Annotated in this window: 12 protein-coding genes; 5 read left to right on the plus strand and 7 right to left on the minus strand. The window is 69.7% G+C overall.

Going from position 1 to position 14,188, the window contains the following annotated elements; all coding sequences use genetic code 11:
• Nucleotides 1-26: 26 nt before the first annotated feature.
• Both LPC10_RS12580 and LPC10_RS12585 read left to right on the plus strand, forming a co-directional pair.
• The gene (locus LPC10_RS12580) at nucleotides 27-1,715 is read left to right on the plus strand and encodes a thiamine pyrophosphate-binding protein (RefSeq protein ID WP_231341995.1); all 1,689 of its coding nucleotides are present in this window, start codon (nucleotides 27-29) and stop codon (nucleotides 1,713-1,715) included.
• An 8-nt stretch (nucleotides 1,716-1,723) separates the two neighbouring features.
• The gene (locus LPC10_RS12585) at nucleotides 1,724-2,149 is read left to right on the plus strand and encodes a thiol-disulfide oxidoreductase DCC family protein (protein ID WP_370644721.1); all 426 of its coding nucleotides are present in this window, start codon (nucleotides 1,724-1,726) and stop codon (nucleotides 2,147-2,149) included.
• A gap of 4 nt (nucleotides 2,150-2,153) precedes the next feature.
• Here LPC10_RS12585 and LPC10_RS12590 read toward each other — a convergent pair whose 3' ends face one another.
• Nucleotides 2,154-3,116: a polyprenyl synthetase family protein gene (locus LPC10_RS12590; RefSeq protein ID WP_231341998.1), complete on the minus strand. Its 963-nt coding sequence runs from the start codon at nucleotides 3,114-3,116 to the stop codon at nucleotides 2,154-2,156.
• Nucleotides 3,117-3,152: 36 nt separating this feature from the next.
• Here LPC10_RS12590 and mtgA point away from each other — a divergent pair, with 36 nt between their 5' ends.
• A complete protein-coding gene (gene mtgA / locus LPC10_RS12595; protein ID WP_231341999.1) occupies nucleotides 3,153-3,938 on the plus strand; it encodes a monofunctional biosynthetic peptidoglycan transglycosylase in 786 nt (261 codons plus the stop codon).
• A gap of 4 nt (nucleotides 3,939-3,942) precedes the next feature.
• On the opposite strand, the gene LPC10_RS12600 is transcribed toward mtgA, so the two are convergent.
• On the minus strand, nucleotides 3,943-5,346 hold the full coding sequence (locus LPC10_RS12600; protein WP_231342001.1) for a deoxyribodipyrimidine photo-lyase: 1,404 nt from the start codon (nucleotides 5,344-5,346) through the stop codon (nucleotides 3,943-3,945).
• A 104-nt stretch (nucleotides 5,347-5,450) separates the two neighbouring features.
• Here LPC10_RS12600 and LPC10_RS12605 point away from each other — a divergent pair, with 104 nt between their 5' ends.
• Nucleotides 5,451-5,714 (plus strand): hypothetical protein, encoded by a 264-nt coding sequence (locus tag LPC10_RS12605; protein WP_231342002.1) that lies wholly within the window; start codon nucleotides 5,451-5,453, stop codon nucleotides 5,712-5,714.
• A 142-nt stretch (nucleotides 5,715-5,856) separates the two neighbouring features.
• Here the strand turns inward: LPC10_RS12605 and LPC10_RS12610 are convergent, their stop codons facing one another.
• Nucleotides 5,857-6,978 carry a TRAP transporter substrate-binding protein gene (locus tag LPC10_RS12610; RefSeq protein WP_231342003.1) on the minus strand — a complete coding sequence of 374 codons (1,122 nt, stop codon included), beginning with the start codon at nucleotides 6,976-6,978 and terminating at the stop codon, nucleotides 5,857-5,859.
• A 119-nt stretch (nucleotides 6,979-7,097) separates the two neighbouring features.
• On the opposite strand from LPC10_RS12610, the gene LPC10_RS12615 reads away from it, so the two are divergent.
• Nucleotides 7,098-7,673, plus strand: coding sequence for a tyrosine phosphatase family protein (locus LPC10_RS12615; RefSeq protein WP_231342005.1), 576 nt, complete (start codon nucleotides 7,098-7,100; stop codon nucleotides 7,671-7,673).
• A gap of 127 nt (nucleotides 7,674-7,800) precedes the next feature.
• On the opposite strand, the gene LPC10_RS12620 is transcribed toward LPC10_RS12615, so the two are convergent.
• The 4 genes from LPC10_RS12620 to LPC10_RS12635 form a co-directional block, all read right to left on the minus strand.
• A complete protein-coding gene (locus LPC10_RS12620; RefSeq protein WP_231342007.1) occupies nucleotides 7,801-8,925 on the minus strand; it encodes a branched-chain amino acid ABC transporter substrate-binding protein in 1,125 nt (374 codons plus the stop codon).
• Nucleotides 8,926-9,174: 249 nt separating this feature from the next.
• The gene (locus LPC10_RS12625) at nucleotides 9,175-10,347 is read right to left on the minus strand and encodes a polysaccharide biosynthesis/export family protein (RefSeq protein WP_231342008.1); all 1,173 of its coding nucleotides are present in this window, start codon (nucleotides 10,345-10,347) and stop codon (nucleotides 9,175-9,177) included.
• 182 nt (nucleotides 10,348-10,529) lie between these two features.
• On the minus strand, nucleotides 10,530-12,014 hold the full coding sequence (locus tag LPC10_RS12630; RefSeq protein WP_231342009.1) for an LTA synthase family protein: 1,485 nt from the start codon (nucleotides 12,012-12,014) through the stop codon (nucleotides 10,530-10,532).
• A gap of 6 nt (nucleotides 12,015-12,020) precedes the next feature.
• On the minus strand, nucleotides 12,021-13,973 hold the full coding sequence (locus tag LPC10_RS12635) for a capsular biosynthesis protein (protein ID WP_231342010.1): 1,953 nt from the start codon (nucleotides 13,971-13,973) through the stop codon (nucleotides 12,021-12,023).
• Between the last annotated feature and the right edge of the window lie 215 nt (nucleotides 13,974-14,188).

Here is a 14,188-nt window from a genome sequence, read left to right on the forward strand (position 1 = left end):
GGCTGCGGCGCGCAGGGAGGAATGCCATGACGGTCACGACCCTTGATGCGGTGGCCGAGCGGCGCGGCGCCGAGGTGCTGGTGGAGGTGCTGCGCTCGGAAGGGGTCCGCTACATCTTCGGCAATCCGGGCACGACCGAACTGCCGCTGATCGACGCCCTGACGGAAGCGACCGACATCGCCTACGTGCTCGCGCTGCAGGAAGCGAGCGCGGTGGCCATGGCCGACGGCTATGCGCAGGCCGCGCGCCGGCCGGGCTTCCTCAACCTGCACACCGCCGGCGGCCTCGGTCACGGCATGGGCAACCTGCTCAACGCCCAGATCTCGGGCACGCCGCTGGTGGTGACCGCGGGCCAGCAGGATTCGCGGCATGTCATCACCGATCCGCTCCTGTTCGGTGATCTGACCGCCATCGCCGCCCCCACGGTGAAGTGGGCGCGCGAGGTGACGAACGCCGACCAGCTCCCTGTGCTCCTGCGCCGCGCGTTTCACGACGCCGCGGCGGCACCCTCGGGCCCCGTCTTCCTGTCGCTGCCCATGGACGTGATGGAAGCGAGGACCGCCGCGCCGCTCGGCGAGATCTCCACCATCGACCACCGCGCCGTGGCCGGCTCCCTCGACCGGCTGGCAGAGCATCTCGCCGCCATCCCGCCGGGACGTCTCGCCCTGATCGCCGGCGACGAGGTCGATGCCAGCGACGCCTCGGCCCAGGCGGTGCGGCTCGCCGATCTCCTCGCCGCGCCGGTCTACGGCTCGTCCTGGCCGGCGCATATCCCGTTTCCGACCGCCCACCCGCTCTGGATGGGCAACCTGCCGACCAAGGCCAGCGGCATCGCCGAGATCCTGGGCCGTTACGACGCGGTGTTCGCGCTCGGCGGCAAGTCGCTCATCACCGTGCTCTACACGGAAGGCTCGGCCGTACCGCCGGGGACGCAGGTGTTCCAGCTCTCGGCGGATGCGCGCGACCTCGGCCGCACCTACGCCACGCAGCTCTCGACGGTCGGCAATGTGCGCGCCTCCCTCGACGTGCTGCTGCCGCTGCTCGAGGCACGACTCGCGCCCCACGCCGAGACCTATGCCCGCCTGCGCCGCGAGGCCGTCGCGGCCTACGACGCGCGCCGGGCCGCCCTCGAAGCCCGGGCGGATGCCGCCTTCGCCGATCCCGTGATCCACCCCCTCGTCGCCGCCCGCGAGATCGCCCGCGCCGTCGGGGCCGACATCGCCATCATCGACGAGGCGCCCGCGACCCTCGGGCACCTGCGCACCATCCTGCACAGCACCTGGACGCGGCAATATTCCTCGATCCGCGGCGGCGTCCTCGGGTGGGGCATGCCCGCCTCGGTCGGCTTCTCGCTCGGCCTCGACCGGTCGCCAGTGGTCTGCATCGTCGGCGACGGGGCGGCGATGTACTCGCCTCAGGCGCTCTGGACCGCCGCGCATGAAGGGCTGCCCGTGACCTTCGTGGTGATCAACAATGCCGAGTACAACATCCTGAAGCAGTTCATGAAATCGCAGACGCACTACGCCTCGGTGCGCGCGAACCGCTTCATCGCCATGGACCTGACCGACCCGCGGATCGACTTTCTGGCCCTCGCCACCTCGATGGGTGTGCCCTCCCGCCGGATCGAGCGGGCGGCGGACATCGCCGGGGCGGTCGAGGCGGGCATCCGCTCGGGGCAGCCGAACCTGGTGGAGATCGTGGTCAGCGCCTCGTGACGACTGGCCTGCCGCCGACCCTCGTCTTCGACACCGATTGCGTGCTCTGCGCGGGAGCGGTGCGCTTCCTGCTCGCGCACGAACGCGATGATCGCCTGCACTTCATGGGGGCATGGTCGCGGGAGGGGCTCGCGCTGGCCGCCCAATACGGCTTCACCGCAGAGGACCTGAACGGGACCTTCCTGCTGATCGAGAACGGGCGGGCGCTGGCGCGCTCGGATGCCGCGCTAAAAGTGGCACGGCATCTCAGGGCGCCGTGGCGCTGGTTCAGGCTGCTCAGGATGGTGCCGAAGCCGCTGCGCGACCGTCTCTACGGCCTCGTCGCGCGTTACCGCTATCGCCTCTTCGGGCGCCGCGAGGATTGCGCCCGCGTACCGCCGGAGCAGCGGCACCGGTTCCACGGGGTGCGGCCAGCGGATCCGCCGCACCCGTAAGACATCAGGCCTTGCGCGCCACCGTGAACCGGGCGGCGTCCTTGAGCACCTGAGCCCGCGCGCCCCAGGGCGCGACGGCCTCCTCGCACAGAGCCACCAGCCGGTCGCACTCGGCCCGCGCCCCGTCGAGGCCGAGGCGGTCGACCAGGGTCGCCTTGCCGGCATCCTTGTCCTTGCCGGTGGCCTTGCCCATCGCTTCCGGCGAGGCTTCCCGGTCGAGGATATCGTCGGCGACCTGGAAGGCTTGGCCGAGCGCCTTGCCGTAGCGCAGCAGCGCCGCCCGCTCATCCGCATTCGCGCCGCCGACGAGAGCGCCGGCCTCGACCGAGAAGGCGAGGATCGCTCCGGTCTTCATCGCCTGCATCCGCAGGGTGTCGTCGATATCCATGTTGGCCGGGCCGAAGCGCCCCTCGGCCGAGAGGTCGAGGAGCTGGCCGCCGACCATGCCGCCGAGACCGGAGGCGCGGGCCAGCCCGAGCACCAGCTCCGCCCGGATCGCCGGATCGGGCTGCCAGCGCGGGTCGGCGGTGACCTCGAAGGCCAGCGTCTGGAGCGCGTCACCGACGAGGATGGCGGTCGCCTCGTCGTAAGCCTTGTGGACGGTGGGCTTGCCGCGGCGCAGGTCGTCATCGTCCATGGCCGGCAGGTCGTCGTGGACGAGGCTGTAGCAATGGACGAGTTCGACGCCCGCACCCGCCGCGAGCGCCGCTTCTTCAGTCCCGCCGAGCATCCGCGCGGTCTCGATGGCGAGGAAGGGCCGCAGCCGCTTGCCGCCGCCGAGCACGGCGTGGCGCATCGCCTCCATCAGCCGGGGCGGACGGGCGATCTCGCCAGCCTGGAGCGTCGGCCCCAGCAGATCGACGAGGAAGGTCTCGACCGTGTCGGCGACCCCTGCCAGCCTGTGGGTAAAGTCACCCGTATAGGCGTCTGCCTTGACCGAGGGGTGGGAAGCCTGCGTTGAGGTCATCGGAAGAGGCCTGGATCGGGGAGGGGCGGACGCGCGGTGGCGGTGCCGGAGGAGAGCGAGGCGGAGCGGCAGGGGCGCGACCTGCGACGGATTCCGTCGTCGCGGCCTCTCGCGAGGAAAGCTGCGCCGCGGGATTTCGTCCCGAAGCGTCGAACCGGGCTGCGGCGCGCCGCCACCCTGATCACGCTGGCTCCCATTGCCATTCTTGCCTTCACGCTCACGCTCGCGCTCGTCTATAGCGTGGCGACCCCGCCCTCAACCCTGATGCTGGGGCGTTGGTTGACGCTCCAGGGCGCGCAGCGGGACAGCGTCAAGCTGGAGGCGATCGCCCCAGCCCTGATCCAGGCGGTGATCGCCTCGGAGGACCAGCGCTTCTGCCTGCACAACGGCGTCGATTGGGGCGCCCTGCGCGACGTGGTGGACGACGAGGAGGGCCCGAGTAGGGGTGCCTCGACCATTACCATGCAGACGGTCAAGAACGTATTCCTGTGGCCCGGCCGTTCCTACATCCGCAAAGGGCTCGAAATCCCGCTCGCGGTGATGGCCGATGCGATCTGGGGCAAGCGTCGGACCATGGAGATCTATCTCAACGTCGCCGAATGGGGGGAGGGCATCTTCGGGGCCGAGGCCGCCGCCCGCCACTGGTTTCGCAAGAGCGCCCGCGATCTGAGCCGCAACGAGGCTGCGCTGCTCGCCGCCGCCCTGCCGAACCCGATCCTGCGCAGCGCCGGCAAGCCGACCCGCGGCGTGCGGGCGATCGCAGCGCGCATCCAGGGGCGGATGGGGCAGGTGGATGGGCTGATGGGGTGTTTGAAGCGCTGACGGTTCAGTTCTTCTCCGCTTCGCACAGCTGCGTCACGGCCCGCTCGTAGCCCTTCGCATCGAACTTCCTGAGCGAGTTCTCGCTCTGGTAGCGCACACTTCCGAAAATCTTGCGCGTCTGCCACGGGCGGTCGTGCAGCCCGAAGATCCAGGCGACGTTGGTGAAGGAGTTCGCGTCGCGGCCGTCGAGGAAGTAGCGGTTGTTGAGCCGCAACGTCCGGGCGAACGCCTCCTCCGGCGAGGGCGACCACTCGAGGATCTTCTTGCCCCAGTACATGCGTAGCTGGTTGTGCATGTAGCCGGTCTCGCGCATCTCGCGCATGGCGACATTCCAGTAATGGTCGTGGGTCTTCCCCTCCGCCAGCTCTGCCTCGGAATAGAGCGTCGGGCGCTCGTCGTCGGCGTGCTCGGCGAGCGTCTTGCGGGCCCAGTCGGGCACGGCGCGGGCGTAGTCGTCGTAGCCCTGCGTATGGAAGACGTGGTTCATCGCCAACTCGCGCCGGACGATCAGCTCTTCGAGATAGGCCGAGCGGTCGTCGCCGTCAGCGTCCTTCGCCGCGCGGATCGCCAGCGCGATCTCGACCGGCGAGATGTGCCCGAAATGCAGGTAGGGGCTCATATGCGAGGCCGCCCCGGCTTCCGGCTTGTTGCGGCCGGCGCCGTAGCCGGCGAAGGCCTCCTTCACGAAGCGCTTGAGGCGCTTGCCTGCCTCTGTGTGGCCGCCGCGGAAGCGCTTCACCGGGCCAACCGTGGTGTCGAGCGTCAGCTTCGCCAGCAGCCTGTCCGGGTTCGAGACGTCGAGCCCGTCCTTCCGCTTTAGCCGCTCGATCAGCCCTCCGGCGGGCTGCTCGATCGTGCGTCGCGCCAGCGGCTCCAGGAAGTCGTCCCAGAGCTTCTGAAGCTTCGGGCGCAGGGTGCGCGCGGCGTATTCGTGCTTGGTCGAGGCGGTCTCGACCGGCACCACCACGTCACCTTCGACCTGCACGATCCGGCACGTCGCCTTCTGTTCGATCTCGCCATACCAGCGCTTCTGAATCGCGAGGTAGCCGCGGTCGAGCACCAGCAGAGCCGCACCCTCGGAGAGATCGATGGCGACCTTGGCCGGCGTTCCCCGGCGCACGAGGAAGGCGATGCCGCGCTTGTCCAAGGCGGTCGCCGCGTCGGCCAAGCCCTGCAGCAGGAAGGCGTAGTGCCGTGCATTGGCCTCGGGAAAGCCGTTGGCGCCGTCGAGCAGGCCGAAGCAGACCAGAAGCGGGAGTTTGAGGCGGTTGGCTTCCTCGATCGCCAGCTCCAGCGCCGGATTGAACGGAACGCGCATGGCCTGCTGCATGAGGTACAGGACGTAGTCGGACCCATCCCGCGGCGGTCTGTCGTTCAGCACCCGGATGCGGGCCGGTTGAATCGCCATCGCTCGAAACTGCTCCCGTCCCAGCCGCTCGCGCCGTCGATCAGCGCCATCGATCTCGGTCGTGTGATTCGGCTTTCACCTGGCGGCGCGCGTCGGCGCAGGAAATGCGCCAGGCCGGCAAACGTTGCATCGGCGGGGCTAGGATTCCGGCGGCCTTCAGGATCAAGCTCGGCGGCCGATCAGGATTCGCCAAATGGATCAAGGATGTGGCCCGCGATGAAAGCAATGAGCGCGCATCCATCTATTGCGGCATCGGCCGCAACCATTGCATTCGCCCCCTGGGCCGCATGCGGCATTTGAGTGACAGACGGCTGCTGACGTGTGCCTGCACACGCGCAAATGCCAACATTGCCGACGAAGCGGCTTGAAAAAATCCAAGCAAAGATCAATTTGTGCATTGCGGGAACGCGGACGGCGTCCGCCTCCCGCTGCCCTCCTTGGGCGTTTCCTCCCTAGACTTCGGGCCGCTCTTCACGGGCGGCTTTTTTTTGTCCGAAGTCCGGGATCGCGTCATCCGCGGGCGCGGGCGCGGATCATGAAGTTGTCGTAGGTGTACTCGGCCACCTGGAACCAGAGGTATTCCTCGTTCCGGAAGGTCTTCATCGCATCGTAGATCCGCTTGAAGTCGGGGTTCTTGGCCGAGAGATCGGCATAGACCTCGTTCGACGCTTTGAGCGCCGCCTCCATCACATCCTGCGGGAAGGGGCGAAGCTGCGCGCCGCCGGAGACGAGTCGGCGCAGTGCCTGGGGGTTGCGCGCGTCGTAGCGCGCCTGAACCTCGGCATTCACCTGCGCCGCCGCCCCCTGCAGGATGGCGCGATAGGTCTTCGGCAGACCCTTCCAGGCCTCGGCGTTGATCCAAAAATGCAGGAGGGCGCCGCCCTCCCAGAAGCCGGGATAATGGTAGATCGGCGCGACCTTCTGGAGCCCGAGCTTCTCGTCGTCGTGCGGGCCGATCCACTCGGCCGCATCGAGCGCCTTGCTCTCCAAAGCCGCGAAGATCTCCGGTCCCGGTGTCGCCTGCACCGCGGCGCCGAGCTTGGCCAGCACCGTGGCGCCGAGCCCGCCGATGCGCAGCTTGAGGCCCTGGAGATCGCCGACCGTCTTGATTTCCTTACGGAACCAGCCGCCCATCTGCGCCCCGGTATTGCCGCCGGGCAGCGCCATCAATCCGTTCTTCGAGAAGATCTCCGCGAACAGCTCCGCCGCACCGCCCTGGAGCCACCACGCGTTCTGGCCGCGGGCGTTGAGCCCGAACGGCATCGCCGTCGCCAGCGCGAAGGCGGCATTCTTGCCCATGCCGAAACTGGCCGGCGCGTGCCCCATCTCGGCCTTGCCGCTCCCGACCGCGTCGAGCAATCCGTCGGCGTGGATTGTTTCACCGGTGGCCGAGACTTGGATCTGGAAGCGCCCGTCGGTCGCCTCCGCCACGGCCTTCGCCAGGCTCTCGGAGGCGCCGAACAGGATGTCGAGGCTGCGCGCGTAGGCCGAGGTCAGGCGCCAGCGCAGCTCGGGCGCGGACGACTGGGCCTGGGCCGGGCTCGCCAACGTGCCGGCGGCGCCCAATCCGGCGCCGAGGCCGGCCGTCAGCAGGGCGCGGCGCTGCAGGGTCTTCGGCACGAATTGTGACATGAATCTCCCGGATCGTCCCGATACGCTGGCCGACCGTTGCCATACACGTGAAGGCCGCCTTCGGGAAACCGGGGCGACGCCCGTCGCCTCCGGCGCTCCGGCGTGATAGCAGGCTCGGCGTGTACACCGAGAAGCTCAGCCTCCACACCGTCTGCGGCCTGGACGAACTCGTCGAGCATCAGGCTCGCAGCGTCAGCCACGTCCTGTCGATCCTCGACCCCGACCGGGCGGATCCGGAGGCGTTCGGCACCTACGGCGCCCATCGGCGCACCATCCTGCGCTTTCACGATGCCATCGAGCCGGCGCCGGGCGTCGTCCTGCCGGAGCGCACGGACATCGAGAAGATCCTGATCTTCGGCCGCGAGGCCATCGCCGATGGCGGCGAGATCCACATTCTCGTCCACTGCCATGTCGGCATCTCGCGCTCGACCGCGGCGCTGGCGACCCTGTTCGCCGAGGCCGAGCCCAATACATCGGCCGAAGACCTGATCGCCCGCCTTCACGCCCAGCGCAAGAAGGCGTGGCCGAACGCGCGCATGATCGCGTTCGCCGACGAGATGCTCGGGCGCCAGGGCAGCCTCAGCGAGGCGGTGCGCCGCCTGCACGCGCTGCAACTGCGCAAGCGTCCGCATCTCGATCAAGTGATGCGCGACCTCGGCCGCGGCGCGGAAGTGGATGCGGCTCTGCGCGACTGACCCTCGGATCAGTTCGGCGGATCATGCCAAATCCGATTGATTCCTTCGGGATGGCGGATTTGGCCATCGCTCAAGCGCCGCGCGGACTCGCTGATACGCTCCCCGCTCCGATCGAGCGGAGTCCGTATCAGTTCGACTTGGCCGGCGTGAAGTTGCCGTCGCGCCAGACGTAGAGCACGTAGCCCTGGGCGGTGATATCGCCCTTGGCATCGAAGCCGACGGGGCCGAGCACGAGGTCGAAGCGCTCGTGGCGCAGGGCCTTGGCGATCGCGGCCGGATCGGTGCTGTGGGCGAAGTTGCCGGCCTCCACCAGCGCCTGCATGGCGGCGTAGCCGTAGATCATCGAGCCGTCCGCCTCGATCCCGCTCGTCTTGAAGGCGGCCACCACCCCCTGCGCCTCGGGCTTGCGGCTCGGATCGAGATAGAAGGTCATCAGCACGCCGTTGCTGGCGGGGCCGGCGACTTTGGCGAAGTCCGACGTGGCGATGGCCGAGGTGCCGAACCATTGCGGGCGAAAGCCGCGCTCGGCCGAGATGCGGACCAGCCGGCCCATCTCCTGGGCGTCGCCGCCGTAATAAACCACGTCGATCCCCGCGCCCTTGAGCCGGTCGGCGAGGGCGGCGGCATCGGCGTCGCTCGGCTGGAAGGCCGTGGACATCGCCTCGTTCACGCCGATGCGGTTGAGATTGTCCTTCGTCGCGGCGGCCAGAGCGCGCGAGGCCGGCGACAGGTCGCTGAGGATCGCGATCTTTCGGTCGCGGAAGCGCTCGGCGAGGATCGCAGCGGAGAGCTTGGCCTGATCGTCGTCGCGGCCGCTGACCCGGAAGATCGTCGGCAGTCCGCGATCGGTCAGTTTGGCGGCGACCGAGGCCGCGGTGATCATCACGATCCCGTGGGCGGCGTAGACTTCCGAGGCCGCGAGCGATGCGTTCGAGCAGACGTGGCCGACCACGAGCCGGACCCCGGCATTCACGTAATGGTTGGCGACAGCGACCGCCTGATTCGAGTCGCAGGAATCGTCTTGAACGTCGAGGACGATGGGCTCTCCGTTGATCCCGCCCTTGGCATTGGCATCGCGTGCGGCGGCCTCGACGCCGCGCAGAACCTGTTCGCCGACGGCGACGTAGGGCCCGGTGCGCGGCACTGCGACGCCGACCTTGACGTCGGCCGCAGCCGGCGCCGCCGAGACGAGGAGGCCGGCCAGCAGGCCGAGGCAGGCCGAAGCGAGGGCGAGGGGGCGTCGGACCGTCATGGCGCCTCTTTCCCAGCCCGCTGCCCCGTTGCCAAGGTCTGCCGGTCCGGACCGTTGTCGTCTGTCAGGACCATCGTCCTGTGACGGTTCCCCGTTCGGGACCGGCACGGCCGCGCATCCGACATCGTATGCGATGCATGGAATGACGCGGGCTGGACCTTTGGCAAGTCGGGATCTCGATGAAACAGGGCGGACTTTCGAAGGGGAGGGCGGGGTATGCCTGCACCCGCGCCCGCCGGGATAGGATTTCTATCGGGTGACGGTGTAGAGCGAGGCACCGGCGGCGACCGGCGCCGTCACGGTCGAGAACACGCTCAGCACCTTGCCCAGCTCCGCGAACGGCGCGCTCGACACGTAGACGAGGTCGCGGTTGCGCATGCGGAAGCTCTGGGTCAGGAACAGGCCTTGCGGATCGCGCAGGTTGACCCGGTACACCACCGGCACCTGCGGCGAGGCCAGAAGCGGCGAGTTCGGCCGCAGGCGCCGCACCACCGCCGCCGGCTCGTAGCGGAAGATGAACACGCCTGCCGGATCGGCCTGGGTCTCGCGCAGGCCGGAGGCGCGGGCCAGCGCCTGCGACAGCGTCAGACCGTCGGCGGAGAACGGCACCTCGGTGGTGGCGCCGAGCGCGCCCACCGACAGGAAGGTCTGCGGATCGCGCACCAGCGTCAGCGTATCGTCGGGGCGCACGAAGATGTTCTCGCGCGGGTTGGCCACGACCGTGCTCATCGGCACGGTGACGGTGCGGTTGCCGCGCGACAGGCGCACGAAGGTCTCGGCCACGGGCGTGCGCACGCCGCCGGCCTGGGCGATGACGTCGAGCAGCCGGTCGCCGCGGCCCGAGAGCGGCACGCGCTTGCCGGTGGCCGCCTCGCCGGTGACGGTGACCGATTGCGAGACCGGCTTGGTGACGGAGACGAGCACCTGCGGCTGGATCGCCTTGCCGGCGAGTTCGGTCTCGATCAGCGCCTGGACGTCCTGGGTGCGGCGTCCGACGACCTTGATGCGGCCGGCGTAAGGAACGGTGATGCCGCCGTCCGGCCCGACCACCTGCTCAGGGATCATGGCGGACTTGGAACCGGCGGAGAAGCGGTCGGCGACCAGCGGCCCGGAGAACAGGCCGCCGGAGCCGGCTTCCCAGACCTGGACCGCCACGGAGTCGCCGACCCCGATCACGGGCTCGAGAGCAGGCCGGTTGTCGCCGAAGGTGACGAGGAGGCTATCGAGGGGGCGGGTGCGGAGGGACTCGACGAGGGCGGGGGTGACGTCGATGATCTCGTAGCGAGCGAACAGGCCCTCGGCGGTGGCGACGTCGGCGCCGCTCTCGATGGCCGAGGTGGTCGGCCCCGCCGCCGGCAGGATCGAACACCCGGATGCGGCGAGGGAGGCCGCGAGGATCGTCAGGGACGCAGCGTACTTCATGGACGATTCCATTCGGGTCCGGGCGGACCGTGCCGTCACGTCCGTCCCCTTTCCGATAGCCGCGCAGTTACTGCGATCCATTGAACACGGGCCCCGGCCTGACTCTTGAATGACGCGCAGGATGCGCCGATGGCCGGCGAGCGCTCACGCAGCAATGCGTCACCACCGTGGCACGGCCACGCTTATCCCCTCAATCCCGCCTGTTTCGGGACGATGGCGTCTCGCAGGACACAGCCGAGTTGAGCCGCGGTCAGCTCGACCCGAATCGGCGCTGGGCCGTCGCCGCGGCCGAACCGGAACAGGGCGTAGTCCGTCGCGAGGGGGCCGGAGGGCGAAGGGCGGCAATCCGGCAGGGAGGGGGCGTGGTCGCCGAACACGCAGAGCGTCGCCCTGCGGCCGGCGAGCCCGTCAATCAGCCGCTCGACCGCCTGGCCGGTATGGGCGACATGATGGAGGTACTGCGCCAGCGGCTCATCGATCCCGGTGAGCCGGCCCGGCTTCCAGGGGCCGTGATTCTCCATGGTGACGGAGAAGACGAAGCTGCGTTCTCCGGGGGCAGGCGCGCCGCCCGGCGCCACTTCCGCCAGGATCCGCTCGGCGACCGCGACGTCGCCGATATAGGGACCGATGCGAGGGGCATCGGCGAAATCCTCCTCCATGACGAGGCGATCGAAGCCGAGCGTGCGAAACACCTGCGCACGGTCGAAGAAATCCCGGTGGAAGGGATGCACGAACACCGTCGCGAACCCGGCGGCGCGGGCAAGCCGGGCCAGGCTCGTCGGCTCCTCGCCCTTGCGGGCAAGGTAGGGGTCGTAGCGACCGAAGCCGAGATCGTCGGGATCGAGGCCGGTGAGCACGGCGTGCTCGGAGCGCATGGTGTAGGCGCCGTGCGCGGGTACCGCGAGGCGACCATACTGCGTCGCCTGCGCCCGGATTCGCGCCATCACCGGAAGATCCGGTCCTCCGAGGCGGGTCGGGTCGAGGAAGGATTCGAGCTGGACGACGACGACGACCTCATCGTCGGGCTCGCCGCCGTTGCCCGCCATGAGGCGGACATCCGTCTCGCCCAGACGACGCAGCCCGTAGCCCATCATCGTGGCGACGAGCCCGTAGCGGGCGACGTCGCGGGCGAGGTTGGGCCGCGGGAAGAGCCGGCGCAAAGCCGCCTGGCCGGCCGCGCTTAGGCCGAAGAGCGCGAGTGCCGCCAGCCCGGCCGGCAGGCCGAGGATCGCCAGTGCGGACGCGCCCGCTCCCTCCGGCAGGGCCGCCGGCTCCAGCAGGTACCACGCGATGACAGCGGCAAGACCAAGCAGCAGGGGCCCGGCGATCCGGAGATCGGTGAGCGGCAGGGTGTAGTAGAGCTGCGGATGACGCGGCACCTGGGCGAGCAGGGCGAGGTCGCTGAACACGACGGGCTCGCCGATCACCCGTCGCTTCAGCCGATCCACCACCGCGAGGATGGCCAGCGTCAGAAGGCAGGACGAGGCGGCGAGCCAGGGGCGCCACGAGAACTGGAACCAGAACAGCGTGATCAGGGCATAGCCGAGGAACCGGACCGCCAGATCGGCCGGGCGGAGGCTCGGGCGTTGCGGCGAGGCCGTCGCCTCGATGGCGAAGGCGCCGACGATCGCGACCGCCAGCGGCACGAGAAGGGTCGCGAGGCTCATGCCGTCTCAGCGGCCCGATTCGCTGCGCACGCCGCGGCGGGCACGCAGACGGCGCAGGATCGGGTTGATCAGGGCGTAGCGCAGCCGCATCGTCGCGTGGCGGGCCACACCCAACGCGAGCCGCGAGGGTGGCTTGGCGGCCCTGGCCTCGCTGAGCCGGTCGAGCAGGTGCTCAGGCGTGCAGGGCTTCATGGCCACCGGATCGAGATAGAGCGGGTAGAGGATCAGCGCGCCCGCCACCAATTCGTCGAGGGACAGCGTGCGGCCGCGCGCGGCACCGGGCGCCAGATCCTCCGTGAGGCCCCAGCCGGCGTAGAAGGGACGGCCGTGGACGGCCACCGTCAGGCCGCGGATCAGCGCCTCGAAGCCCGCCAGCGACGTCATGGTCTCGACATGGTGGCAGCGGTCGAGCAGGTCGACGATGGAGAACCCGCCGACAACGCGGTCGGCGAGCCGGCGCACGTCGTCCTCTGGGATCGCGCCGGGCCGGAACCCGGCCTCGACGTCGGGATGCGGCTTGTAGAGCAGGAAGGCGTCCGGGTTGCGGGCGCGGGCCGCCCGCAGGAGGGCGAGGTTGCCGCGCACCTGCGGCGAACCGGTCAGCACCGAGGCGTCGTCCTCGACCTGCCCCGGCACCAGAACGATCCGCCGGTCGGTGGGCCAGTCCGCGCCGGGGGCCTCCAGGCCGACATTGTACTTGCTCAGGCGTCGCGCCACGATCGATTCGCGCAGGGCGCCGGCGCGAGCGGTCAGACCGGGCGGGAAGTCCGCCTGCTTCAGGATGCGAGCCAGCCGGCTCTCGACCCGCGGATCGTAGTAGATGCCGAGGTCGTCCACGACGATGGAGGCGCCCGGCTCCAGGCTGGCACCGAGCCCGACCGAGCGCAGGAATCCGTCCTCGATCCGCGCGAAGGGAATCTCGGCCTCGGCGCAGAGGCGCGGAAGCTGCTCCGGGCAGCGGGTCGCCCAGGCCTGAACTCGGCCGCCATGGCTGCGGGCGAGCGTCACCGCCTCCTCCGCCGTCATCGTGTGGAGCGGTGCGCCCGCCGGCCCGGTGGCGAAGACATCGAGCGCAGCCCGCTTCCAGCCGGAAACGCCGACGAGAACGACACGGCGGTCGTTGCCGAGAAAGCGGTCGCGCAGCCACGCTACCCGCTCCGCGGCGTCCGCCACCGGTATCAGGCGCCGCGTCCACGGATCGAAACCGTGCACGCCCGCGCCGTAGCGCAACGCTAAGAAGCCCGCGGCGTCGGCCGGCCGCGGACCCGCCGCGGGATCGGGACAAACCGTCTCGAAGCCGGCCAGCGCGGCCTCGCAGGCCGCGTCCCAGCGGGCCACGTGAATGCGCGCCGCGATCGGAAACAGTGACCACGGGTCGGTAGGAGGCGCGATCGCCGTGAGACGCGGATCGGCGGGCACTCCCTCCGTCGGGCAACCCTCGGGACCGGCGGCGACGAAGCGCGCCCCTGGATTGTCCGCGAGGAGCCGCGTCAGGAAGGCGCGCAAAACCCGTGGTGAGGCGGCGGTCTCCGGATCGATCAGGGCGAGCTCGGGCGCCGCCTCACCGGCGAATTCGCGCGTCACGGCCTCCGGAAGCGAGCGGGCGAAGCGATTGGAGCCCGCCAGCCCGCGGGCGCGTAGGAGATTGCCGAGATCCGGGGATGCTGCCTCTCCGCCGACGGAAAGGCCGCCGTAATGCAGCCGCAGGCTCGAAAGGCCGGTCTCGGGAGAATCGTAGGGGCTGAGGAGTGGCCCCGGTGCCACCCGCAGGATCGCCTTGCCGCTCCCCTCGCCGGTTGCGGACCACAGGGCCGGCGGGCCCGGTGAGCGGAAGGTCAGCGAGGCCCCCGTCGCCGCCTCGACCTGCGCGCGCAGATGCCAAACCGTCCGCCCGAGCGGCAGGAAGGAGCGGGGCAGCCCGGTATCCCCGTGCGGCTCGATGTGGCGCAGGTCGATCATGGTGGGGCGATCATGGCGAGGCCCGCTCCATAGCCCAAGCCTCGGCTGCGGCACAGGCCAAAGGGGACATGGCCGACATCGCTTTCTCCGCGAGCCGAGCGGCGACGGCTTTTGCGATGCACTTTTCAGAGGATGATTTTGGACTGGACACACAGGAGCCGCAATCTGGCGCGAGACGATGGCCGTCCGATCGCCGCATGTTCTGCGTGATGGAT

This window comes from Methylorubrum sp. B1-46 (assembly GCF_021117295.1).
Lineage (GTDB): Bacteria > Pseudomonadota > Alphaproteobacteria > Rhizobiales > Beijerinckiaceae > Methylobacterium.